Source organism: Porphyrobacter sp. AAP82 (assembly GCF_000331285.1).
Lineage (GTDB): Bacteria > Pseudomonadota > Alphaproteobacteria > Sphingomonadales > Sphingomonadaceae > Erythrobacter.
In genome coordinates, this window is record NZ_ANFX01000008.1 from 61,150 (window position 1) to 83,062 (window position 21,913).

Sequence of the window (21,913 nt, forward strand, 5' to 3'; positions counted from 1 at the left end):
TGTCTCTCTCCCATCGGTGGCAGGTGTTCCGCCATCCGCTTGTCATGCGCGCTGCGGCGTCATGACGTCACTTTCAATAAAGCAGGTGATGCCGCACCTCGGCAATCCATGCCGCCTCGTCGTGTGACGTCACCGTGTCGAGATCGGCAGGGCGCGCGGCGGGGTCGTCGACCCATTCGCGCAAGCCCGGCCCGCCGTTGATCACGTCGATCGCGAGGCGGGTGACTTCGTACTCGTACGGAAAATCGCGCCACAGCGGGTAATCGGGATAGAGCATCCGGATCGCCTTGAAGGCGAGCGCCTGTAGCCGCCAGGGCTTGAAGCTGTCGTGGTTGTAGAAAGACCCTTCTGCATGAATCATCAATGCATTGCAGAGCATTCCTTGGTGCTTGTGGAAGGTCGGCTCGAACCAGCATTCGCGGATGGCGCAGCCCGCCAGCCACTCGGGCGCGAGCGTGTTCATCACCTTCAGCACCGCGCCCGCGTCAATATCCGGAGCGCCGAACAGCACTTCGAGCGGCCGCGTCGTGCCCCGCCCTTCGGACAGCGTCGTGCCCTCCAGCATCACCGTGCCAGCATAGGCCCGCGCCATGTTGAGGTTGGCCGCATTGGGCGAGGGATTGATCCACAGGCGTGACGCCGGCCACCCGAAGCCGTCGGCATCATCGGGACGCCAGCCCTCCATCGCCACCACTGTGTAGGCGACGTCGAGACCGAAATGCGCGATGAACCAGTGGCCCATCTCGCCCATGGTGAGGCCGTGGCGCATCGGCATCGGCGCGGCGCCGACAAAACTCTCCTGTCCGCGCAGGAGCATCAACCCTTCGACCGGGCGCCCGGCAGGGTTGGGGCGATCAAGCACCCATACCTCCTTGCCGGCCTTGGCCGCTTCCTCGAGCAGATACAGCAGCGTGGTCACGAAGGTGTAGATCCGGCAGCCCAAGTCCTGAAGGTCGAACAGGAACACATCGGCGCTCGACATCATCCGCCCCGTCGGGCGGCGCACCTCGCCATAGAGCGAAAAGATCGGGATGCCGTAGCGCGGGTCCATCTCGTCCGCGGTCTCGACCATGTTGTCCTGCTTGTCGCCCTTGAGGCCGTGCTGCGGGCCGAAGGCGCTGTTCACCTGTACGCCTGCCGCAATCAGCGCATCGAGGCTGTGGGTCAGATCTGCGGTCACGCTCCCAGGGTGCGCGACCAGCGCAACGCGGCGGTCCTTCAATCGGGCGAGGAGTTCGGGGTCGGCGAGCAACCGGTCGATACCGTTCATCATGGGCATCAGCGATGGAACATCGCCTGCGCAAAGGCAATCCTTGGGAATGAGGGCTGGGAACATTGTCCGCCGTGTGCCAGTTAGGTGCCCATGGACATCGACTGGACACCCGCAGCCATTGCCGCTGGCTGGGCAATCATCCTCGGCGGTGCGGGCGGCGCGCTGACCGAGATCGGCCAGTGGTATCGCGACCTTCGCAAGCCGCCATGGCAACCGCCCGACTGGCTGTTCGGCCCGGCCTGGACGGTCATCCTCGCCCTGGCGGGGTGGAGCTTCTACATCGGCCTCACCGAGGCCCCCACGCCCGAGGCGCGGATTGCGGTCTGGGCGCTGTTCATCGCCAATTTCACGCTCCATTTCATGTGGTCGCCGCTGTTCTTCAAGCTGAAGCGACCCGACTGGGCGCTCGCCGAGAATGTCTTCCTGTGGCTTTCGGTGGTGGCGCTGATGGTGGTGCTGCCGCGCTTGGTGGGCAACGCCTTTGCGGGCTGGCTGAACGTCCCCTATTTCATCTGGGTGAGCTTTGCCTTCGTGCTCAACTGGAAGATCGTGCAGTTGAACCGCCCCTTCGTGACCGCAGCTCCGACGGGTTAACGCTCGATAATCAGCGCGCGGTTGGCTTCCGAATGGAACTCGGGCTGGCCGGGGGGAAAGGCGAGCGCCCAGTATTGCCTGGTGCCGTCGGCATGTTCGACCACCGCATTGAGTGCGACCTGCGCGGGCACGGGCAGATCGGCCGCGATGCGGGCCCTGAGCACAAGACTGCCATCGTCGTGCGAACAGGCCAGTGCAATTGCATGGACTGGCGCATCGCGCATCCCTTGGCGGAAGGAATCGAAGTCGTAAGCCGCCCACTGCCCCGAAGGCGAGAGGTTGAACTCGCGATATTGTGTGTCTCCCAGCGGCTGCCAGAAGATCTCGAAGCAGGTCGTCTGCCACAGGTTGTCGCGCCGGCCGGGTGCGGCGGCAGGCGGCACGGTGATCCCCGCGATCGCCCCGTCGAGCCGGAATTCCGCCTCGCAGCCTTGGCTTGTGGCGGTGACCGAGGCGGTGACGGCGCGGACCGGGCCGAGGTCGCAGGCGACATGGAGCATCAGCGGGTGCATCCACCCGGTGTGGCCGTTCCTCCCGCCCCCGGCAAGCCACTTCCCGTCGCGCAAGCGCCCTGTTAGGGGCGCTGGCCATGAGCACCTACGAATCCGACCTCCTGCGCCTGCTCGAAGAGCGCGGCTACATCCACCAGATGACCGACGCGGCGGGCCTCGATGCACTTGCCGCAAGGCAGGTGGTGCCCGGCTATATCGGCTTTGACGCGACCGCGCCTTCGCTCCACATCGGCAGCCTCGTCCAGATCATGATGCTGCGCCGCTTGCAGCAGAGCGGGCACAAGCCGGTGGTGGTGATGGGCGGCGGCACGACGCGGATCGGCGACCCCACCGGGCGCGACGAGAGCCGCAAGATGCTCACCGACGAGACGATCGAGGCAAACATCCGCTCGATCTTCACTGTCTTCGACAAGCTTCTGGTATTCGGCGATGGTCCGACCGATGCGGTGATGGTCAACAACCATGACTGGCTGGGCCAGCTCGGCTACATCCAGCTGCTCCAGGAAGTCGGCACGCACTTCACGATCAACCGCATGCTGACCTTCGACTCCGTCAGGCTGCGGCTCGAGCGCGAACAGCCGATGACCTTTCTCGAATTCAACTATATGATCCTGCAAGGATACGATTTCAGACACTTGTCAAAGGAACTTGATGTTCGCTTGCAGATGGGCGGGTCGGACCAGTGGGGCAATATCGTCAACGGGATCGAACTCGGCCGGCGGATCGACGGAACCGAACTGTTCGGCCTCACCACGCCGCTTTTGACCACCGCGAGCGGGGCGAAGATGGGCAAGACCGCGGCCGGCGCGGTATGGCTCAACGAGGATCAGCTCCCGGCGTATGATTTCTGGCAATACTGGCGCAACGTCGATGACGCTGACGTGGGCCGCTTTCTGCGCCTCTTCACCGACCTGCCCCTCGATGAGATCAGCCGCCTCGAAGCACTGGAAGGCGCGGAGATAAACGCCGCCAAGGTGGTGCTTGCCAACGCGGTTACCGGCCTCGTGCGGGGCAGCGGCGCCGCGACCCGTGCCGAGGCCACCGCGCGCGAAACCTTCGCCGGATCGGGCGCGGGAGAAGACCTTCCAGCGATCGCCACCGGACCTGAAGGCGTGCGCCTTGCCGCGCTCCTCACCGAAGTCGGCCTTACCGCCTCGAATGGCGAGGCCAAGCGCAAGGTTGCCGAGGGCGCGGTGAAGCTCGAGGGCGAGACCGTGAGCGATCCGGCGCAGCTGGTTCTTCCGCAAGCGGGCGAGACTCTGCGCCTCAGCCTCGGCAAGAAACGCCATGCTCTTGTCACGCGCTAATCCCTGAGGCGCGGTTCCTTTACCAATTGTCAGCCTTTCTGCGGCATTTCCCTTGTCTGTGACCCAGACGGAGGGAAGGATCGCGCTACGTGACAGGTGGAGCTAATCTCAGCGTAACCGACATGCGCCGTGCGGCGCGTCACCCGGTGGATTTTCCGGCAATCGTCGAGCATTTCGCGTATGGCGACCTGCACCTGCACATCTGCAACCTTTCCGCTCACGGCTTCATGGTCGACGATGGCGGGCAGCTCCAGCGCGGCGACCGCATCATTATCCGCCTGCCGATCGTCGGCCGGATCGAGGCCTATGTGATCTGGACCCGCGACAACCGTGCCGGCTTTCAGTTCGAACGCATCATCCGGCTCGACGATTTCGTCGCCATCATCGACGAGCTCCAGCCCAATCCGCGCCTGCGCCGTACGCGCTGAGCCAACATAAAGTCGCAGGGGCGCAAGTTTCGCCTGCTTGGCAGAGCGTCTGCCGCCTGCCATGGCGCGCAGCGTGACCGATGCCGTGACTGCCCCCGTTCCCGCCTCCCCGCTCCATATCGGCGATTACCGGCGCTATTGGCTGGCACGCTTCATGGGCGTGTTTGCGACCATGTCGATGGTGGTGCTGCTCGGCTACCAGCTCTACGCCGTGGCGCGTGACGATTACGGGATGAGCGTTGCCGAGGCCTCGTTCCAGCTCGGCCTCCTCGGATTGGCGCAGTTCGTGCCCCTGTTCCTGCTCACGCCGGTTGCAGGGCTTGCCGCCGACCGTTTCGACCGGCGCCATGTCGCGGCTTTCGCCAACGGGATCGACGGGCTTGTCGCGGTTGTGCTGGCGCTGGCGACCTGGGCCGATGCGCTGGATCTGCCGATCCTCTTCACGCTTGCCGCAGCGCACGGTGCGGCAAGGGTGTTCCTCGGCCCTTCGATGAGCGCGATCGCGCCCAATATCGTGCCCCCTGCCCTGCTGCCGCGCGCCATCGCGCTGTCCTCGATCGCCTGGCAGACCGCGAGCGTCGCCGGACTGGCGGTGGGCGGCCTGATCTTCGCCCGCGCCGAGTGGCTGCCGCATGCGCTCTCGGCCGCGCTGCTCGGCTGCTCGATGCTGCTAATCCTCACAGTGCGCCCCGTACGCGCGAGGCAGGACGGGCCGCGCCTCAAGCCGGTGAAGCAGATCGCCGAGGGGCTGGTCTATGTCTGGCGCGAGCGGTTCCTGCTGGGCTGCATCACGCTCGATCTCTTCGCGGTGCTGCTAGCGGGTGCGACCGCGCTGCTGCCGGTCTTCGCGCGCGACATCCTGTTCGTCGGCCCCGAGGGCCTCGGCCTGATGCGCGCGGCCCCCGCTTTCGGGGCGGCGAGCGTGGCGCTGTGGCTATCGTTCCGGCCCTTGCAGCGCGAGGTCGGGGTCAAGATGCTCTGGGCGGTCGCCGCCTTCTGGGCGCTGACCATCGCCCTTGCCTTTTCGCGATACTTCATCGTGTCGCTGGCGATCCTTGCCGCGATGGGCGCGGTCGACATGGTCTCGGTGTTCATCAGGAGCTCGCTGGTCCAGCTTTTCACCCCCGACGACAAGCGCGGGCGGGTATCCTCGATCTCGGGACTTGCGATCTCGGCCTCGAACGAGCTCGGCGAGATGCAATCGGGGCTCGCCGCAGCGCTGCTGGGTGCTGTCGGCGCGGTTGTATTCGGCGGCGCGGGTGCGATAATCGTGACATTGGTCTGGGCGTGGTACTTCCCCGAGCTGCGCCGCGCCCGCAGTTTCGAGCCGCAGGAACTCAAGAAAGAGGTATCATCATGAAGGCCGACAACATCCTCGCCACCATCGGCGGCACCCCGCACATCCGCCTTGCGCGGCTGTTCCCGGATCACGAGGTATGGGTGAAGTCCGAGCGCGCCAACCCCGGCGGCTCGATCAAGGACCGCATCGCGCTCGCCATGGTCGAGGACGCCGAGGCGCGCGGCGCTTTGAAGCCCGGCGGCACGATCGTCGAGCCGACTTCGGGCAACACCGGCATCGGGCTTGCGATGGTCGCCGCGGTCAAGGGCTACCGCCTGGTGCTGGTCATGCCCGAATCGATGTCGGTCGAGCGCCGCCGGCTGATGCTCGCCTATGGCGCGAGCTTCGACCTTACCCCGCGCGAGAAGGGCATGAAGGGCGCGATCGAGCGCGCGATGGAACTGGTCGCGAGCACGCCGGGCGCGTGGATGCCGAGCCAGTTCGACAACGCCGCCAACCCCGCCGTCCACGCGCGCACCACCGCGCAGGAAATTCTTGCCGATTTCGCCGATGCTCCCATCGACGTGATGATCACCGGAGTCGGCACCGGCGGGCACCTTACGGGCTGCGCCGAGGAATTGAAGAAGCACTGGCCGGCAATGAAGGCCTATGGCGTCGAGCCCGCGCTCTCGCCGGTCATCAATGGCGGCCAGCCCGGCCCGCACCCGATCCAGGGGATCGGCGCAGGGTTCATCCCCGGCAACCTCCACACCAACGCGATCGACGGCGCAATCACCGTCGATGCGGAGGAGGCCAAGGACATGGCGCGCCGCGCCGCGCGCGAGGAAGGCATGCTGGTCGGCATCTCGAGCGGGGCGACGCTCGCCGCCATTGCCAGCAAGCTCGGCGATCTCCCTGCGGGCGCGCGGGTGCTCGGGTTCAACTACGACACCGGCGAACGCTATCTCTCGGTTCCGGATTTCCTTCCGGTCGAGTAGGATGCTCGAGCAGATCGACTACGCCGACGGCGGGACCAAACTGACCGGATGGCTGGCGCGGCCGCTGGGTCGCGCGCGCGCGGCGGTGACGGTGTTCCCGACCTTCATGAACGCGACCCCCCGGGGTGACGGCCAAGGCAGGCGCGCTGGCGGATGCGGGGTGCATGGCATTGGCCGCCGACTTCTATGGCCCCGATGCGCCGCATGATGCTGCGAGCGCCCTTGCGGCGATGAACGCGCTGACCGCCGACCCGCTGGCGATGCGGCGGCGGCTGCGGGCGAGCCTCGACACGCTGGCGGCGATCGCACCCGGTATCCCGCAGATGGCGATCGGATACTGCCTTGGCGGGATGGCGGTGCTGGAAATGGCCCGCGGCGGCGCCGATCTGGCGCTTGCGGCAAGCTTCCACGGCCTGCTGGCCAGTCCACTGCCCGCTGCCGCTCCGATCAGGCCGCGCCTGCTGGTGTGCCATGGCGATGCCGATTCGCTGGTGCCCCGCGCGCACGTCACCGCCTTCTGGGAGGAGATGGACCGGGTCGGCGCGGACTGGCAGTTCCTGTCTTTTGCCGGTGTCGAACATGGCTTCACCAACCCATTCACCCCCGCAGGCGATCCCAATCCGGCCTATCATCCGCTCGCCGACCGGCAATCATGGGCCGCGCTCATGGGACTGATCGACAGCGTCACTTCGGGGACCGCATAACCCTTTCCTTAACCCTGCTGGCGTAACCCTGTGCGACAAGATTGCGCGAGCGATCAGGTCTTTGCGCGGGAACCGGCGGTCATGAAGTTCATCAAGCTCGAATCGCGCGGCGGCAACTACCTCGTTGTCGCCTCGAACGTGGCTTGGCTGCGCACCGCCGAGAACGGCCAGACCAGCGTCGGCATCGTCGGCGGGCAGCCGCTGCTGGTGGTGGGCTCGATCGAGGAAGTGGCCGAGAAAATCCTGATCGGACTTGGCGAGGCGCATGGCGAGCCGGGCCCCGCCCCCGCTTCTGCCGCTGTTGCACCGCCTCCGCCGGTGGTCGCCGCACCTCCGCCGCCCGCCATTCCCGTGCCCGAGCCCGAGCCTGTGATCGCGGCCCCCGAACCCGAGCCAGAACCAGAACCCGTCCGCGCTGCGCAGCCGGCGCCCCCACCCCAGCGTCCCGCGGCAACCCCTGCGCCCGCCCGCCCCCGCGTCGCTTCGGCGCGGTCGGCCAGCCAATGGGAGCGGCCTGCATCGCCCGCAGCCAAGAGCCTCAAGATGAAGGTGAGCTCGCAGCGCATGATGGGGATGCTCGACTAGCTTCGGCACGGCTGGTCATCCGCCGGATCGCCCTCGAAAGCCATTGCGCTCGCCCGCGCACCTGATACCCCCATGTGACACACACAGGGGAGACCAGCACATGAAGCGAGCTTTTGCGGGATGGACCTTTGGCGCGGTGATCGCGCTTGCTGCCGCGCCGCTGGCGGCCGAGACGCCGCAGCGCGAAAAGATCGCGGCCACCGTCGCCGCGCAGCACGACACCACTGTCAAGGCGCTTCAGGACTGGGTCGCCTTGCCCACCATCGCCGCCGAAAAGCGCGGCACGCCCGAGGGGGCCGAATACATGATGAAGCTCGCGCGCGATGCCGGGTTCCAGCAGGCCAAAATCATCCCCACCGACGGCGTGCCTGCGGTGTTCGCCACGCTCGATGCTGGCGCCAAGACCACGGTCGGTATTTACTTCATGTATGACGTCAAGCAGTTCGATCCGTCCGAATGGAACACCGACCCGCTCCAGGCGACGCTGGTCGATCGGCCCGGCGAGGGCAAGGCGATCGTCGGGCGCGGAGTGGTCAACCAGAAGGGGCCGGAGATGGCCTTCCTCGCCGCGATCAAGGCGATCCAGGCGAGCGGGCGCAAGCTGCCCGTCAACCTCGTGCTGGTGGCCGAGGGCGAGGAGGAGGTCGCCTCGACCCACTTCGACCAGGTCGTCGCCGTACCCGAAGTGCAGGCGGCGCTCTCCAAGGCGATCGGGGTGTTCATCCCTTCGGGTGCACAGAACAAGGATGGCAGCGCCGAGATCACCCTGGGTGCCAAGGGCGCGGTCGAATTCCAGCTGGTGGTCGGCGGCGAGACCTCTGACAAATACCCCAAGACCGACGTCCACTCCTCGAACTACGCGCGTGTCGAAAGCCCGGCATGGCGTCTGGTCAAGGCATTGGACACGCTGGTCGCCGATGACGGGCATACGCCCGCGATCGATGGCTGGTTCGAGAACGTCCAGCCCCTCACCGCCCGCCAGAAGGAGCTGATTGCGCAGGGTGCGACGCCCGAACGCGAACGCCAGGAGAAGGCCTCGCTCGGCATCGGGCAATTCATCGACAACGAGGATTACCAGACCAGCCTCGAGCGGTTCTATTCGCAGCCTACCGTCAACATCCAGGGCCTCGTGTCGGGCTACACCGGCGAAGGCGGCAAGACCGTGCTGCCCGGCCGCGCCGAAGCGAAGCTCGAATTCCGCCTCGTGCCGAACATGACCAAGGCCGAAGCCGTCAGCAAGCTTCAGGCGCACCTTGCCAAGCGCGGGTTCGACGATGTGCGGGTGACGGTCTCGGGCGGCTACGGCCCCAACGAAACCGCCGAGGATGCGGCCCTGATCCGCGCGCAGAAGAAGCTCTTCGAGGCGAGCGGCATCCCCTACACGATCCGCCCGCGCAATGCCGGGAGCTGGCCGGGGGTGATCTTCAACGGCGCGCCGCTGAACCTGCCGGCCTCGCAATTCGGCCTCGGCCGCGGCGGGGGTGCGCATGCGCCCAACGAATGGTTCCTGATCGAGAGTTCGGACCCCAAGGTCTTCGGGCTCGACCAGGTGACCATGGCCTATGTCGATTACCTCTATGTGATCGCCGAGGAAGCGAAGAAGTAGGCCTCAGCGCGCGGCGATCAGAGCGGCGGCGGCTTCGGCCATCCCGGCATTGCTGTGCGCGATGCCGGGCACGCGCTGCATGGTCCAGCCGAAGCGCAGCCCTCTGGCAGCAGCGGCGGCCTCGCCCTGCGCGAAGAACGCCTGCCCGCGCGCATAGCGGTGCGGGCCTTGCGCATCGGCCTCGGGGGTCTTGCGCAGATCGGGGTCGGCGCGGTCGGTGTCGGCCGTACCAAGCAGCACGGTGAGCGGCTTGCCGAGCGCTGCGGCAAGCGCTGCTTCTTCCACCGGCGTGGCGCCGAGCCCGTAGGGAAAGGCAATGCTGCGGTCGGGCATGGTGTACCAACCCGCATTGGCGGCAATCGCCTTCTCGATGCGCGCCTCGGCCATGAACAGGACATAGCGGTGCACGAACTGCGCACCGGCGGAATGGCCATAGATGCTGTAGCGCTGCACCTTTGTGCCGAAGCGCTGGCGGGCTTCATCGAAGAGCGGCTCGATCGCGGCGAAAGACCAGCGGCCCGGCGGGCGAGGCGCGCCGTCCTCGGCCGTGAAATAGCCGGTGTTGTAACCGAGCGATCCGGGGAAATCGGCCGTGCCGAACTGCGGAGCGATGGCGATGAAACCGTGGCGGCGGGCCAGCAGCGCCCATTCGTCACGGTAGCGATCGGCATCGCGGTTGACCCCGTGCATCACGAAAAGCACAGGCGTATCGGCGGTGACCTGATCGGGGAGCTGGTAATAGACCGGCAAGCCCGGCCCCTCCCAAGCGGTGAAGACAAAGCTCCCGCTCGCCGGGTTCCGGGTCGCCGCGCGATCCGGCTGCAAGGGTGACGCTGTGCCGGGAACGGCGAACAGCGATGCGGCAGCAGCGATTGCCAAGATCCAGCCCCGCATCGACGCTCTCCTGTAAACCAAGCCCGGCGCACAAAGCATGCGGGCCGCCATGGATCAACATGGCGGCCCGCAAAAAGTGTCGCAAGGGCTGGCTTACGCGGCGGTCGCGAAGGCCTCCGCCGGCAGCTTCATCATGTAGTCGCTGCCCGCTTCCAGCTTGCGGCGCAGCGCGCCCGCATCGGGGAGGAAGCGTTCGGCGTAGTAATTGGCCGAGACCAGCTTTGCCTCGTAGAAGGCCTTGTCGTCCGGGCCCTCGGCAACCTTCGCGAGCGCCACCTTGGCCATCTTCAGCCAGAAGTGCCCGAGCGTCACGATGCCCATGATGTGCATGTAGTGATGCGCGCCCGCGCCAAGGTGGTTGGGGTTCGCCATCGCGTTCTGCATGAACCACATGGTCGCCGCCTGCTGCTCGCCGAGCGCCTTTTCGAGGCGTTCGGCGATCGGCTTGAGGGTCTCGTCCTGCTTGGCGGCGGCGATTTCCTCGCCGATCATCGCGAAGAAGGCCTGGATCGCCTTGCCGCCCCCTGCTGCGAGCTTGCGGCCGCACAGGTCCATCGCCTGCACGCCGTTGGCGCCTTCGTAGATCATCGCGATGCGGCTATCGCGCACGAACTGCTCCATGCCCCACTCGCGCACATAGCCGTGGCCGCCATAGACCTGCTGCATGTTGTTGGCGATGTCATAGCCCTTGTCGGTGCCATATCCCTTGATGACCGGGGTCATCAGCCCAATCAGAAGGTCGGCCATCTCGCGCTCTTCGGGGGTCTGCGCCTTGTGGGTGAGATCGACCTGGAGCGCGCCCCACAGGCACAGGGCGCGCATGGCTTCGGTGAAGACCTTGGCGTCCATCAGCATCCGGCGCACGTCGGGGTGGACGAAGATCGGATCGGCCTTGGCAGCGGGGTCGGCCGGGCCGGTCAGCGCACGGCCCTGACGGCGGTCGAGCGCGTAGGTCACCGCGTTCTGGTAGGCGACCTCGGCCTGGGCATAGCCCTGGATGCCGACGCCAAGGCGCGCGGCGTTCATCATGATGAACATCGCGGCAAGGCCCTTGTTCTCCTCGCCCACGAGATAGCCGGTCGCGCCGTCATAATTGAGCAGGCACGTGGCGTTGCCGTGGATGCCCATCTTCTTCTCGATCGACCCGCAGGTGACGCCGTTGCGCACGCCGGGGTTGCCGTTCTCGTCAAGGATGAACTTGGGCACGATGAACAGCGAGATGCCCTTGGTGCTGTCGGGCGCACCCGGGGTCTTGGCCAGCACCAGATGGATGATGTTGCTGGTAAGATCATGCTCGCCAGCCGAGATGAAGATCTTGGTACCGGTGATCGCATAGGTGCCATCGCCATTGGGCACGGCCTTGGTGCGGATCATGCCGAGATCGGTGCCGCAGTGCGGCTCGGTCAGGTTCATGGTGCCCGACCATTCGCCCGAGATCATCTTGGGGACATAGGTTGCCTTCTGCTCGTCCGAACCCTTGGCGATGATCGCCGAAATCGCCCCGGCAGTGAGGCCGGGATACATCGCAAAGGCCTGGTTGGCAGTGCCGGTATATTCCTCGAGCACGAAGCCCAGCACGTGGGGGAGGCCCTGACCGCCGAACTCTTCGGGCTGGGCAAGCGTGCCCCAACCGCTTTCGACATAGGCCTGATAGGCTTCCTTGAAGCCCGGGGGGGTGGTGACGCTGCCATCGTCGTGGCGGGTGCAGCCATGCTCGTCCCCGGCCTGGTTGATCGGGGCGAGCACTTCGGCACAGAACTTGCCGGCCTCGTTGATGACGGTCTCGATCATGTCGGGCGTCGCGTTCTCGAAGCCCGGCAGGTTGCCGTAGCTCGCAAGATCGAGCACTTCATTGACGATGAAGCGCGTGTCGCGGGTGGGCGCGGTGTAGGTCGGCATCGGTTGATCCCTCTGGTGTGCAGACGTGTTGAAGCGGTGCGGTGCTGCTTGCTAGCGCATCAGCGCAAGTCGAGCTTTTCGATTTCAGCCACGAAGTCGGTCAGTTCCTTGATCGAGCTGTCGATGTCGTCGCGCTGCGCCTTCAGCTTGGCGATATGCGTGCGGCATTTCTCGATCGTGACGCGGCGCTGTTCCACGCGGCCGTCGTCGAGATCGTAGAGGTCGATCATCTCGCGGATCTCGGTCAGCGAAAAGCCGACATTCTTGGCGCGCATGATCCACGCGAGCCGCGCGCGGTCACGTTTGGAATAGACGCGGGTGAGCCCGACGCGCGCCGGGTTGATCAGACCCTCGTCCTCGTAGAAGCGCAGCGCGCGCGCGGTGCAGCCGAACTCCGAGGTCAGGTCGGAGATGGTGAAATGTTCGCGCTCGTGGACATCCGGCCGGTCAAGATGCGCACCGTTGCGGCGCGGTTCGGCGGCGGCGGGTTGAGCAGGAGCGGTAGCCATGACGCGCGTCCTACCTTACGTTTACGTGAGCGTCAAGTATCCTTGCGGCGCAGCGCCGGCTCGCCGTCGCCCTCAACGACTTCCCGGTAGAAGCAGGAACGCGCGCCGGTGTGGCACGTGGGGCCGGCCGGCCTGGCCCGAATCAGCAGCGCGTCCTGATCACAATCGACCAGCATCCCCTCGAGCGCCAGATAGTGCCCCGAACTCTCGCCCTTCATCCACAAGGTCCCGCGCGACCGGGACCAGAAATGGACCTTGCGGCTCTGGAGCGTCTTTGCGAGCGCTTCGGCGTTCATGTGCGCCACCACCAGCACGGTGCCGTCGGCGGCATCGACCACGACCGCGGTCAGCAGCCCTGCCCCATCGAATTTGGGTGCAAAGACAGGGCCCTTCTCGCGCTCTTCGGGAGTGAGGACAGGGTCGGGCATGCAGGCAACTCCAGAAAGGGCCGGGGCCGGTCATGCAAGGATTGTTGCAAGCACACAACAGGACGTCACAAAAAATTGCGCGCGCCCAGGTTTCGTCTTCCGCGTCAGGCAAGTCGGTGGAACAAAACCGCCGGAGCCTTCGCAAGGGGTTCTCCGCCGGACTTGTGGCACCGCCCGGTGCCACGTTCAGGGGGTGACCGGACCGCAGATTTGGCAGCGGGGTGCCAGCGCGACCGGTTGAACGATAGGGACTGGATCCCGGCAGCGAAGCTAGGGGTCGCTGCCTCTGCTCGCCAGAGAGGATCCGCACCGTTTCGTCACGTGGCGCCCGGGGCCGAAAGGCCTCGGGCGTTATGTTTTTACGGGCCGGCAGACCTCACGGATGCGCGAGCTTGTGATCCTCCTCGACCCGCGCAAAGCAGGCCAGCGCGACCGATGCGGGCGCTGCCGCCGAGATGGCGGCAAGACAGGCGCGGCTGGTCGCACCGCTGGTGAGCACGTCGTCGACGAGCACCACGTCGCGTCCCCTGAGCCGCGCCGCCGCGCCCGGCGCTAGGCGGATCGCGCCGGTCAGCACCCGCTCGCGCGCCTCGCGGCCCAACCCGCCAAGGTTGGGCGTGCGTCGGAACCGCATCAGCGCCGCGACCGCCGCCTCGCCCTTGCCCTGCCGCGCCAGCGCCTGCGCAAGCAGCGCCGCCTGGTTGAAGCCCCGGCTCCACAGCCGCCAGCGGTGGAGCGGCACCGGCACCAGCAGCGGCAGTGGCTGGCCTGCCTCGGGTTCGGGCATCCGCGCTGCGATCAGCCGCGCCAGCAGCCCGCACAGTGCGATCCGCCCGCCGTGCTTGTAGGCCAGCACCAGCTTGCGCGAGGTCTCGTTGTAATAGGTCGCGGCGTAGACCGGCACGGTATGGCCAGCCACCTGCGCATGTTCGGGCACCTCGAGCGTGCTCCAGCAATCGGTGCACAGCCCCGCCTGCCCCGCGACCGCTGCCCCGCACGACGGACAGCGCGGCGGATAGATGAAATCCACCAGCGGGGCCATCTGGCGGGCAAGGTGAAGGGCCGCTGCCATGCGCGCCAGTGTCGCACGTCTTGCAACCAGCAGGCAAGCGCGGCAGGGCGGCGCGGATGAACACCCCCGCCGTCCCCACGATCTTCGCCGAGACCCGCCGCCTCGCCCGGGCCCGCCGCGCGGCGCAGCGGCAGCGGGCGTCTGCCGATCCGGCGCGGTTCATCCTTGATGACATCGCCGAGGACATGATCGACCGGCTCGGCTTCGTGCGCCACATCCCGGCTCGCGCGCTGCTCATCGGCCACGGCGGAGAGGCGCTCGCGGACTACCTGACCAAAGGCGGGGCCGCGGTCGCAAGCGAACCCCTGGTCAATCCGGCCGAGCCGCTGGCTGGCGGCCCATTCGACTTCATCGGCGTTAGCGGCCAGCTCGATGCGGTCAATGACCTGCCCGGCGCGCTCATCCACCTGCGCGGCGCGCTCACCCCTGGCGGCCTTGTCATCGCCAGCTTCATCGGCGGCCAGAGCCTCGGCGCCCTGCGCGCCGCGATGCTCGCCGCCGAGCCAGATCGTCCCGCGGCCCGGCTCCACCCGCTGGTCGACGCCCGCGCCGCCCCGGCCCTCCTCCAGCGCGCCGGCTGGAAGGACCCGGTGGTCGATACGCACAGCCTGACCGTGCGCTACGGATCGTTCGGCAGATTGGTCGCGGACCTGCGTGACCAAGGCCTCGGCAATGCCCTCGCCCGGCCCGCCGGCGCGCTGGGCAAGGCCGCCTTGACCCGCGCCCGCGCCGCCTTCGCCGCCCGCGCCGATGCCGATGGCAAGACCGCCGACACCTTCGAGATCGTCACCCTCACCGGACGGCGATCCCTCGCCGGAACCTAGGCCTTCTTCAACGCCGCCTGCGCCGCCGCAAGCCGCGCGATCGGCACGCGGTAGGGCGAAGCGCTGACGTAATCGAGGCCGACACTCTCGCAGAAGGCGATGCTAGCCGGGTCGCCGCCATGCTCGCCGCAGATGCCGAGCTTGATGTCGGGCCGCGTCATGCGCCCGCGCTCTGCCGCGAGTTCGACCAGCTGACCGACGCCCTCGATATCGAGGCTCACGAAAGGATCGCGCGGGAAGATGCCCTTTTCGACATAGACGCTGAGGAACCGCGCCGCATCGTCGCGGCTGACGCCGAGTGTGGTCTGGGTGAGGTCATTGGTGCCGAACGAGAAGAACGCGCCTTCCTCGGCGATCTCGCCCGCCATCAGCGCGGCGCGCGGCAGTTCGATCATCGTGCCCACGAGGTATTCGACCCGCGTGCCAACCTCGGCGAACACGGCTTCGGCTTCCTTGTCGACCAGCGCCTTGAGGATCGCGAGCTCGCGCTTGGTGGCGACCAGCGGGATCATGATTTCCGGGAGCGGCGCCTCGCCAGAAGCCTGCATGACCGCGCAGGCCGCCTCGAAGATCGCGCGGGCCTGCATCGCGTAGATCTCGGGGAAGGTGATGCCCAAGCGGCAACCACGGTGGCCCAGCATGGGGTTGAACTCGTGCAGCTCGCCCGCGCGGCGCTTCAGGTGATCGACCCCGAGGCCGGTGGCGTCCGCCAGCTCGGCGAACTCCTCGTCGGCGTGCGGCAGGAATTCATGCAGCGGCGGATCGAGCAGGCGGATCGTGCAAGGCAGCCCCGCCATCACCTCGAAGATCGCGGTGAAGTCCGCACGCTGTTCGGGCAGCAGCCCCTCCAGCGCCCGGCGGCGCCCCGCCTCGTCTTCGGCGAGGATCATCTGGCGCACGAGGCTGATGCGCGAGGCTTCGAAGAACATGTGCTCGGTGCGGCACAGACCAATGCCCTCGGCCCCGAACTGGCGCGCCATGCGGCAGTCTGCCGGCGTCTCGGCATTGGTGCGCACCTTCATGCGCCGCAGCTTGTCCGCCCACACCATCAGCGTCCCGAAATCGCCCGCCAGCTCCGGCTCGACCGTCGGCACGATGCCGAGCATCACCTGCCCCGTCGCCCCATCGAGGGTGATGGCATCGCCCTCTTTGAGCTCGGTGGTCCCGATGCGCAGGGTGCGGCTTGCCCGGTCGATCGACACCGCGCCCGCTCCCGAGACGCAAGGGCGCCCCATCCCGCGCGCCACCACCGCCGCGTGGCTCGTCATCCCGCCGCGCGCGGTGAGGATGCCCTGGGCTGCGTGCATCCCGTGGATGTCTTCCGGGCTGGTCTCGACCCGCACCAGGATCACCTTCTCGCCGCGGCCCGCCCATTGCTCGGCGGTGTCGGCATCGAGCACGATCCGGCCCGCCGCTGCCCCCGGCGAGGCGGGGAGCCCGGTGGTCAGCACATTGCGCTCGGCCTTCGGGTCAAGCGTGGGGTGGAGCAATTGGTCCAGCGCCATCGGATCCACGCGCCGCACCGCCTCGCGCTCGTCGATCAGGCCCTCGGCCACCATGTCGACCGCCATCTTCAGCGCAGCCTTGGCGGTGCGCTTGCCCGAGCGGGTCTGGAGCATCCACAGCTTCCCGCGCTCGACGGTGAACTCGATGTCCTGCATGTCCTTGTAGTGGAGTTCCAGCAGGTCGAACACGCGGGCGAGTTCGGTGTAGGCCTCAGGCAGCGCCTCTTCCATCGACGCCGGCTTGGCGCCGGCCGCCGCGCGCGCCGCCTTGGTCAGGTATTGCGGTGTGCGGATGCCGGCGACCACATCCTCGCCTTGCGCGTTGATCAGGTACTCGCCGTAGTAGGCCCGCTCGCCGGTCGCCGGATCGCGGGTGAAGGCGACGCCGGTGGCGCTGATCTCGCCCATGTTGCCGAACACCATCGCCTGCACGTTGACCGCGGTGCCCCAGTCGCCCGGGATGTCGTTCAAACGCCGGTAGACCTTGGCGCGGTCCGAATCCCAGCTGTCGAACACCGCGCGGATCGCGCCCCACAGCTGCTCGGTCACATCCTGCGGGAAGTCGCGGCCCAGTTCCTCGGCGACGATCCCCTTGTATTCGCCCACCAGCGCCTGCCAGTCTTCGGCGGCCATCTCGGTGTCGTTGTAGAAGCCCTTGTCTTCCTTGGCGATCTCGAGCGCTTCTTCGAACAGCCCGTGATCGATCCCGAGCACGACATCCGAATACATCTGGATGAAGCGGCGGTAGCTGTCCCAGGCGAAACGCGCGTCGCCGCTCGAGGCGGCGAGGCCCTCGACGGTCGCATCGTTCAGCCCGAGGTTGAGCACCGTGTCCATCATCCCCGGCATCGACACCCGCGCGCCCGATCGGACCGAGACCAGGAGCGGGTCCGCCGCCTCGCCGAAGCGCTTGCCGACCGCCGCCTCGACATGGGCGAGCGCATCGGCGACCGCTGCCTTCAGCCCCTCGGAAAAGCCCGCACCATCGCGCAGATAGGCGACGCATTCCTCGGTGGTGATGGTGAAGCCCGGGGGCACCGGCAGGCCGATCGACGCCATCTCGGCAAGGTTGGCGCCCTTGCCGCCGGTGACGGTCTTGTCCTTCTGGCGCGGATCGGTGTGCGCGGCGCTGCCGCCGAAGGGGTAGACTGTTTGCACGTCACGTCATCCTGTTAAGCAGCGGCCGCAAGCGGCAAGTTGGAGACACATGAGACACTGTCCAGGGGCGAAACGCTCACCCCTCGATCCGGCTGAAATCTGCTACCCGGTGCACCGCATCGCGGAAACGCGCGAGCAGGGCAAGGCGCGCGGCGCGCTTGTCCGCTTGCGGGTCGTTGACAGTCACCTCTTCAAAGAACCGGTCGATGGGAGCGCGCAAGGTGGCGAGCGCAGCCATGGCATCGGCGAACCTCTCGGCCTCCACCGCCGCAGCAGCGCGCGGAGCGGCGGCATCGAGCGCGTCGATCAGCGCCTTTTCCGCTTCTTCGGGCGTGTAGGAAAGCGCTGAATTGTCGCGGGCTTCGGCGGCGAGGATCTCGCCCACGTCGGGATCGTCGACCATCGCCAGCGGGTCTTCCTCGCCGGTGTCGGGGATGGTGTCGTTGCCGTCCTTGAGGCTGGCGAGCACCATGGGATCGGGCGCGCCGGTCGGGCCTTGGTAGCCCTCCTTCTTGAGAATGTTGGCGGCACGCTTGTAGCCCGCGAGGAGGTTGGTGCCGTCCTCGGTGGTGACGAAGGCCTGAAGCGCATGAACGCGGGCGAGCAGGCGGACGAGATCGTCCTCCCCGCCGAGCGCGAAAACGGCGTCGATCAGGTCGTGGCGGACCCCGGCTTCGCGCTGCTGGACCTTGAGGCGGTCGGCGAAGAAGTCAAAGAGCGCGTCGAGCGCCGCTGTTCCCGAAGTAGGAGCGTCGAGCGTTACGAGGAAATCGTGGCGTCCAATCGCTGTGCCGAGCCGAAACCTGAGGCCATTTTTCAAGACAAGTGCGATAATGGCGAGAGTTTGCCGTCTCAGAGCAAACGGGTCTTTTGAGCCCGTCGGCTTCTCGTCTACGGCGAAAAACGAAACGAGCGTATCCAGCTTATCCGCCAGCGACACCGCCACCGTAACCGGCGCAGTCGGCACATCGTCGCCCTGTCCGACCGGCTTGTAGTGATCGCGGATCGCCTCGGCGACCTCTTGCGGCAAGCCCTCCTTCGCGGCGTAGTAGCCGCCCATCAGGCCCTGCAATTCGGGGAACTCGCCGACCATCTCGGTGACAAGATCGGCCTTGCACAGCCGCGCGGCTTGTTCGGCGAGGTCGGCCAGACTCCCCTCCCGCTTGCGGGAGGGGTCGGGGGTGGGCGCATCAGGGCGCGCGCTCGCAGGCCCACCCCCAGCCCCTCCCGCAAGCGGGAGGGGGGTGTCGGCGACAATCCCCTCCTCGCACAGCCAGCGCGCCAGCTTCGCCACGCGCAGGGCCTTGTCGGCGACGGTGCCGAGCTTTTCGTGGAAGGTGATGCGGGAAAGCTTCTCGTCATGGACTGCGAGCGGGGTCTTCTGGTCCTGCTCCCAGAAGAAGCGCGCGTCGGAGAGGCGCGCGGCGAGGACCTTGCGGTTGCCGTCGATGACCACAGCGGGGTCGAGCGGAGCGATATTCGCGGTGCAGACGAAGGCGTTGGCGAGTTTGCCCTTCGCATCTTCGCACACGAAATACTTCTGGTTCACCCGCGCGGTGAGCTGGATCACCTCGGGCGGCACGTCGAGGAAAGCCTCGTCGAAGCGACCGAGCAGCGGGACGGGGTTTTCGGTGAGGCCCGCGTTCTCGATGACAAGGCCCTCGTCGGCGATCAGGGTGAGGCCCGCCTCGGCAGCGACCTTGGCCGCACCTTCCCGGATGATGTCCTGCCGCTCCTCGTGATTGACGATCACGAAAGCGTTGCGCAGCTTGGCGATGTAGTCGTCCGCACCGTCGATAGTGACGGGGCCAGATGCGTGGAAGCGGTGGCCGTAGGTTGTATTTCCGCTTTCGAGCCCGTCAAAATCCGCTGGCACCGTTTCTTTGCCCAGCATTGCGACAATTCCAGATAGCGGCCTAACCCAACGAAGGGAATTCATCATTCGGGACTGTTCGCCCCAGCGCATCGACTTGGGCCAAGCGAAATCCCAAACAATGCTGAAAACAACGTTGTGCAGGACTTCTAGCATCCTGAATCCGGGAACATTTTTGACCGCGAACCACACACCGTCTCGTTCAAGAAGTTCTTCTCGGGTCACTTTGACCTTGCTCAGGAAGCCGGTCAAAGCCTGCTCGGGAGCGCTTACCTTCGGTCCCTTAGTTTCTTCGATAACGGGATTAGATGTGTCCGGTAGGTCACGAGCAATCAACACGAGACGTCGAGGAGTTGACCAAACAGTAACGTCACCAACCTGTGCGTTCCATTTGCCCATCTCGCGGCGGAACAGCTTTTCGAGTTCCGCGCGCGCACCGGCCTGCATCCGGGCAGGGATTTCCTCGCAGCGCAGTTCGAGCAGGAAGTCGGCCATCAGAGGAGACTCCACCCGGGGTATTTCGCCTGCCACTCCGGCGTCATCTTGGCCGCATAGGCCTCGCAACTGGAGCGCGCGAGGTCGCGGACGCGGCCCATGTAGCTGGCGCGTTCCTGCACCGAGATCACGCCGCGCGCCTGCAGCAGGTTGAAGACATGGCTCGCCTCGATCGCCTGTTCGTAAGCGGCGATGGGGACGCCTGCCGACAGTGCATTGCGGCACTCGGCCTCCGCCTTGGCGAAGAGCTCGAACAGCGCGTCGGTGTTCGCCACTTCGAAGTTCCACTTCGACATCTGGCGTTCGTTTTCGAGAAACACCTCGCCGTAAGTCACGCCCTGCGAATTGAAGGCGAGGTCATAGACGTTGTCGACGCCCTGGATGTACATTGCGAGGCGCTCGAGCCCGTAGGTCAGCTCGCCCGCGACGGGCTTGCAATCGAAGCCGCCCATCTGCTGGAAATAGGTGAACTGGGTGACCTCCATCCCGTCGCACCACACTTCCCACCCGAGGCCCCATGCGCCCAGCGTGGGCGATTCCCAGTCGTCCTCGACGAAGCGGATGTCGTGCGCCAGCGGGTCGATGCCGATCGCGGCGAGGCTCTTAAGGTAGAGCTCCTGAATGTCGCTCGGCGAGGGCTTCAGGATCACCTGATACTGGTAGTAGTGCTGGAGCCGGTTGGGGTTCTCGCCATAGCGCCCGTCGGTCGGGCGGCGGCAGGGCTGGACGAAAGCGGCGTTCCACGGCTCGGGCCCCAATGCGCGCAGGGTGGTCGCGGTGTGAAAGGTTCCCGCGCCCATGCGCATGTCATAGGGCTGGAGAATGACGCAGCCCGCGTGCGCGCTCCAGAAGTCGTGGAGCGTGAGGATCATGTCCTGAAACGAGCGCGCGGGATCGCGTGCGGGAGGCGTAAAGAGGGGCGTAGCGCTCATGGCGGCTCGCCATGGCCGAAGCCCCCGCAAGCGTCAATGCCGCGCCGCAGCATTGCCGAGGGGAAAGCGGCCGCAAGAGCGCCCGGGCACAGGCCTGAAGGCGTGTCTGCGAGGTCTGGCAGTCATGCAGATAAGACAGAAAGACAGGTTGTCTTGACATGGTCAGCGAATCACGACATATAGTCAGCATCACCTGACATTCAGTCGGGTTAACGTGACGGAGAACGGACATGAACATCCTCACCAAGAACGTCTGCGTGAAGCAATGGCTGCTGATCGTGATGACCCTGATGAGCGGCTATGCGGCCGGCGCGATCCTCGCCAAGCTGTCGACCGCGGCGGGGTTCTGACCGGTGAAGAACCGCCTCAAGGTGCTGCGCGCCGAGCGTGACTGGAGCCAGGCGGAACTGGCCGGCCGGCTCGATGTCTCGCGCCAGGCGGTCAACGCCATCGAAACCGGCAAGCACGACCCCTCCCTCCCCCTCGCCTTCCGCATCGCTCGCCTGTTCGACATGCGGATCGAGGAAATCTTCGACAATGGAGACCCCGCATGATCTGGAACAGCAAGGACGAAGTGCTTGGACCGGGCGAGACCCGCACCCGCCAGCGCCAGCGGCGGCAGATTTTCTACATCGGGGTTGCGGCGCTGTTCGGCGGGGTGATCGGCTTTTCGACCGGCTTCTTCGATGAAGGGACCGGCAGCCTGTTCAGCGGTGACTGGGAGAATATCAAGCTCCCACCGGCGCTCGCGCTCGGGCTCGTGGTCCTGCTGCTCGGCGGCTTCCTGGTGCTCCCCCTGTGGGGCTTCCGGATGATCGACGATTACAAGCGCGAGCACAACTTCATCGGCTTTACCGGCGGCTGCGTGTCGGTGCTGGCAGGCTACCCCATCTGGGCGGTGCTCTATGCCGGCGGCTTTGCGCCCCCGCCCCATGCCTTCGGGATCTTCGGAATCGCCTACGTCTCGATGATCCTTGCCTTTCTCTATGCCCGCTGGCGGCTCTGACCTTCCCCGCAGGTCATGCCAGCACCTTGTTT

Annotated in this window: 21 protein-coding genes; 11 read left to right on the top strand and 10 right to left on the bottom strand. The window is 66.4% G+C overall.

Going from position 1 to position 21,913, the window contains the following annotated elements; genetic code table 11:
- Positions 1-73: 73 nt before the first annotated feature.
- Positions 74-1,273: an exo-beta-N-acetylmuramidase NamZ domain-containing protein gene (locus D620_RS0101155; protein WP_017663945.1), complete on the bottom strand. Its 1,200-nt coding sequence runs from the start codon at positions 1,271-1,273 to the stop codon at positions 74-76.
- A gap of 90 nt (positions 1,274-1,363) precedes the next feature.
- Between D620_RS0101155 and D620_RS0101160 the strand changes: the two genes are divergently transcribed.
- The gene (locus D620_RS0101160) at positions 1,364-1,867 is read left to right on the top strand and encodes a TspO/MBR family protein (RefSeq protein ID WP_017663946.1); all 504 of its coding nucleotides are present in this window, start codon (positions 1,364-1,366) and stop codon (positions 1,865-1,867) included.
- Here D620_RS0101160 and D620_RS0101165 read toward each other — a convergent pair.
- Positions 1,864-2,433 (bottom strand): DOMON-like domain-containing protein, encoded by a 570-nt coding sequence (locus D620_RS0101165; RefSeq protein WP_233991924.1) that lies wholly within the window; start codon positions 2,431-2,433, stop codon positions 1,864-1,866. The genes D620_RS0101160 and D620_RS0101165 overlap by 4 nt on opposite strands.
- 23 nt (positions 2,434-2,456) lie before the next feature.
- Here D620_RS0101165 and tyrS point away from each other — a divergent pair, with 23 nt between their 5' ends.
- The 7 genes from tyrS to D620_RS0101200 all read left to right on the top strand — a co-directional run bounded on the left by tyrS (position 2,457) and on the right by D620_RS0101200 (position 9,286).
- On the top strand, positions 2,457-3,686 hold the full coding sequence (tyrS, locus tag D620_RS0101170) for a tyrosine--tRNA ligase (protein ID WP_017663948.1): 1,230 nt from the start codon (positions 2,457-2,459) through the stop codon (positions 3,684-3,686).
- An 89-nt stretch (positions 3,687-3,775) separates the two neighbouring features.
- Positions 3,776-4,114: a PilZ domain-containing protein gene (locus D620_RS0101175; RefSeq protein ID WP_026091862.1), complete on the top strand. Its 339-nt coding sequence runs from the start codon at positions 3,776-3,778 to the stop codon at positions 4,112-4,114.
- A gap of 61 nt (positions 4,115-4,175) precedes the next feature.
- Complete coding sequence (locus D620_RS0101180; RefSeq protein ID WP_017663950.1) at positions 4,176-5,474, top strand: MFS transporter; 1,299 nt, start codon at positions 4,176-4,178, stop codon at positions 5,472-5,474.
- On the top strand, positions 5,471-6,391 hold the full coding sequence (gene cysK / locus D620_RS0101185; RefSeq protein WP_017663951.1) for a cysteine synthase A: 921 nt from the start codon (positions 5,471-5,473) through the stop codon (positions 6,389-6,391). The genes D620_RS0101180 and cysK overlap by 4 nt, the downstream gene beginning before the upstream one ends.
- A 125-nt stretch (positions 6,392-6,516) precedes the next feature.
- The gene (locus tag D620_RS0101190; protein WP_017663952.1) at positions 6,517-7,095 is read left to right on the top strand and encodes a dienelactone hydrolase family protein; all 579 of its coding nucleotides are present in this window, start codon (positions 6,517-6,519) and stop codon (positions 7,093-7,095) included.
- Between the two features lie 81 nt (positions 7,096-7,176).
- Complete coding sequence (locus tag D620_RS14380) at positions 7,177-7,680, top strand: hypothetical protein (protein WP_017663953.1); 504 nt, start codon at positions 7,177-7,179, stop codon at positions 7,678-7,680.
- 100 nt (positions 7,681-7,780) lie between these two features.
- On the top strand, positions 7,781-9,286 hold the full coding sequence (locus D620_RS0101200; RefSeq protein WP_017663954.1) for a M20/M25/M40 family metallo-hydrolase: 1,506 nt from the start codon (positions 7,781-7,783) through the stop codon (positions 9,284-9,286).
- A 3-nt stretch (positions 9,287-9,289) separates the two neighbouring features.
- Here D620_RS0101200 and D620_RS14385 read toward each other — a convergent pair whose 3' ends face one another.
- The 5 genes from D620_RS14385 to D620_RS0101225 form a co-directional block, all read right to left on the bottom strand.
- Positions 9,290-10,180: an alpha/beta hydrolase gene (locus D620_RS14385; RefSeq protein ID WP_017663955.1), complete on the bottom strand. Its 891-nt coding sequence runs from the start codon at positions 10,178-10,180 to the stop codon at positions 9,290-9,292.
- Between the two features lie 93 nt (positions 10,181-10,273).
- Positions 10,274-12,079 carry an acyl-CoA dehydrogenase C-terminal domain-containing protein gene (locus D620_RS0101210; RefSeq protein WP_017663956.1) on the bottom strand — a complete coding sequence of 602 codons (1,806 nt, stop codon included), beginning with the start codon at positions 12,077-12,079 and terminating at the stop codon, positions 10,274-10,276.
- Between the two features lie 59 nt (positions 12,080-12,138).
- Positions 12,139-12,588 (bottom strand): MerR family transcriptional regulator, encoded by a 450-nt coding sequence (locus D620_RS0101215; RefSeq protein ID WP_017663957.1) that lies wholly within the window; start codon positions 12,586-12,588, stop codon positions 12,139-12,141.
- Positions 12,589-12,620: 32 nt separating this feature from the next.
- A complete protein-coding gene (gene hisI, locus D620_RS0101220) occupies positions 12,621-13,016 on the bottom strand; it encodes a phosphoribosyl-AMP cyclohydrolase (protein WP_017663958.1) in 396 nt (131 codons plus the stop codon).
- A 376-nt stretch (positions 13,017-13,392) separates the two neighbouring features.
- Positions 13,393-14,088 (bottom strand): ComF family protein, encoded by a 696-nt coding sequence (locus tag D620_RS0101225; protein ID WP_017663959.1) that lies wholly within the window; start codon positions 14,086-14,088, stop codon positions 13,393-13,395.
- Positions 14,089-14,144: 56 nt separating this feature from the next.
- Between D620_RS0101225 and D620_RS0101230 the strand changes: the two genes are divergently transcribed.
- Positions 14,145-14,912 (top strand): hypothetical protein, encoded by a 768-nt coding sequence (locus D620_RS0101230; RefSeq protein WP_017663960.1) that lies wholly within the window; start codon positions 14,145-14,147, stop codon positions 14,910-14,912.
- Here the strand turns inward: D620_RS0101230 and ppdK are convergent.
- The 3 genes from ppdK to D620_RS0101245 form a co-directional block, all read right to left on the bottom strand.
- Positions 14,909-17,575 carry a pyruvate, phosphate dikinase gene (gene ppdK, locus D620_RS0101235; RefSeq protein ID WP_017663961.1) on the bottom strand — a complete coding sequence of 889 codons (2,667 nt, stop codon included), beginning with the start codon at positions 17,573-17,575 and terminating at the stop codon, positions 14,909-14,911. The two genes, D620_RS0101230 and ppdK, sit on opposite strands and share 4 nt — an antisense overlap.
- A 76-nt stretch (positions 17,576-17,651) precedes the next feature.
- A complete protein-coding gene (glyS, locus tag D620_RS0101240; RefSeq protein ID WP_026091863.1) occupies positions 17,652-19,943 on the bottom strand; it encodes a glycine--tRNA ligase subunit beta in 2,292 nt (763 codons plus the stop codon).
- Positions 19,943-20,875, bottom strand: a complete 933-nt coding sequence (locus tag D620_RS0101245; protein ID WP_033375826.1) for a glycine--tRNA ligase subunit alpha — start codon at positions 20,873-20,875, stop codon at positions 19,943-19,945. The genes glyS and D620_RS0101245 overlap by 1 nt, the downstream gene beginning before the upstream one ends.
- 353 nt (positions 20,876-21,228) lie before the next feature.
- Between D620_RS0101245 and D620_RS0101255 the strand changes: the two genes are divergently transcribed.
- Together D620_RS0101255 and D620_RS0101260 are read left to right on the top strand one after the other, a co-directional pair.
- Positions 21,229-21,429, top strand: coding sequence for a helix-turn-helix transcriptional regulator (locus tag D620_RS0101255; protein WP_017663965.1), 201 nt, complete (start codon positions 21,229-21,231; stop codon positions 21,427-21,429).
- A complete protein-coding gene (locus D620_RS0101260; RefSeq protein ID WP_017663966.1) occupies positions 21,426-21,881 on the top strand; it encodes a hypothetical protein in 456 nt (151 codons plus the stop codon). The genes D620_RS0101255 and D620_RS0101260 overlap by 4 nt, the downstream gene beginning before the upstream one ends.
- Positions 21,882-21,913 lie beyond the last annotated feature (32 nt).

Excerpts from the sequence above, each read along its gene's own strand:
- D620_RS0101260 (WP_017663966.1), top strand. The coding sequence starts at position 21,426 with ATGATCTGGAACAGCAAGGACGAAGTGCTTGGACCGGGCGAGACCCGC.
- D620_RS0101155 (WP_017663945.1), bottom strand. The coding sequence starts at position 1,273 with ATGATGAACGGTATCGACCGGTTGCTCGCCGACCCCGAACTCCTCGCC.
- D620_RS0101180 (WP_017663950.1), top strand. The coding sequence starts at position 4,176 with ATGGCGCGCAGCGTGACCGATGCCGTGACTGCCCCCGTTCCCGCCTCC.
- D620_RS0101160 (WP_017663946.1), top strand. The coding sequence starts at position 1,364 with ATGGACATCGACTGGACACCCGCAGCCATTGCCGCTGGCTGGGCAATC.
- glyS (WP_026091863.1), bottom strand. The coding sequence starts at position 19,943 with ATGGCCGACTTCCTGCTCGAACTGCGCTGCGAGGAAATCCCTGCCCGG.
- D620_RS0101210 (WP_017663956.1), bottom strand. The coding sequence starts at position 12,079 with ATGCCGACCTACACCGCGCCCACCCGCGACACGCGCTTCATCGTCAAT.
- D620_RS0101215 (WP_017663957.1), bottom strand. The coding sequence starts at position 12,588 with ATGGCTACCGCTCCTGCTCAACCCGCCGCCGCCGAACCGCGCCGCAAC.
- D620_RS0101225 (WP_017663959.1), bottom strand. The coding sequence starts at position 14,088 with ATGGCAGCGGCCCTTCACCTTGCCCGCCAGATGGCCCCGCTGGTGGAT.
- hisI (WP_017663958.1), bottom strand. The coding sequence starts at position 13,016 with ATGCCCGACCCTGTCCTCACTCCCGAAGAGCGCGAGAAGGGCCCTGTC.
- D620_RS0101200 (WP_017663954.1), top strand. The coding sequence starts at position 7,781 with ATGAAGCGAGCTTTTGCGGGATGGACCTTTGGCGCGGTGATCGCGCTT.
- D620_RS14385 (WP_017663955.1), bottom strand. The coding sequence starts at position 10,180 with ATGCGGGGCTGGATCTTGGCAATCGCTGCTGCCGCATCGCTGTTCGCC.
- cysK (WP_017663951.1), top strand. The coding sequence starts at position 5,471 with ATGAAGGCCGACAACATCCTCGCCACCATCGGCGGCACCCCGCACATC.
- D620_RS0101245 (WP_033375826.1), bottom strand. The coding sequence starts at position 20,875 with ATGAGCGCTACGCCCCTCTTTACGCCTCCCGCACGCGATCCCGCGCGC.
- tyrS (WP_017663948.1), top strand. The coding sequence starts at position 2,457 with ATGAGCACCTACGAATCCGACCTCCTGCGCCTGCTCGAAGAGCGCGGC.
- D620_RS0101230 (WP_017663960.1), top strand. The coding sequence starts at position 14,145 with ATGAACACCCCCGCCGTCCCCACGATCTTCGCCGAGACCCGCCGCCTC.
- D620_RS14380 (WP_017663953.1), top strand. The coding sequence starts at position 7,177 with ATGAAGTTCATCAAGCTCGAATCGCGCGGCGGCAACTACCTCGTTGTC.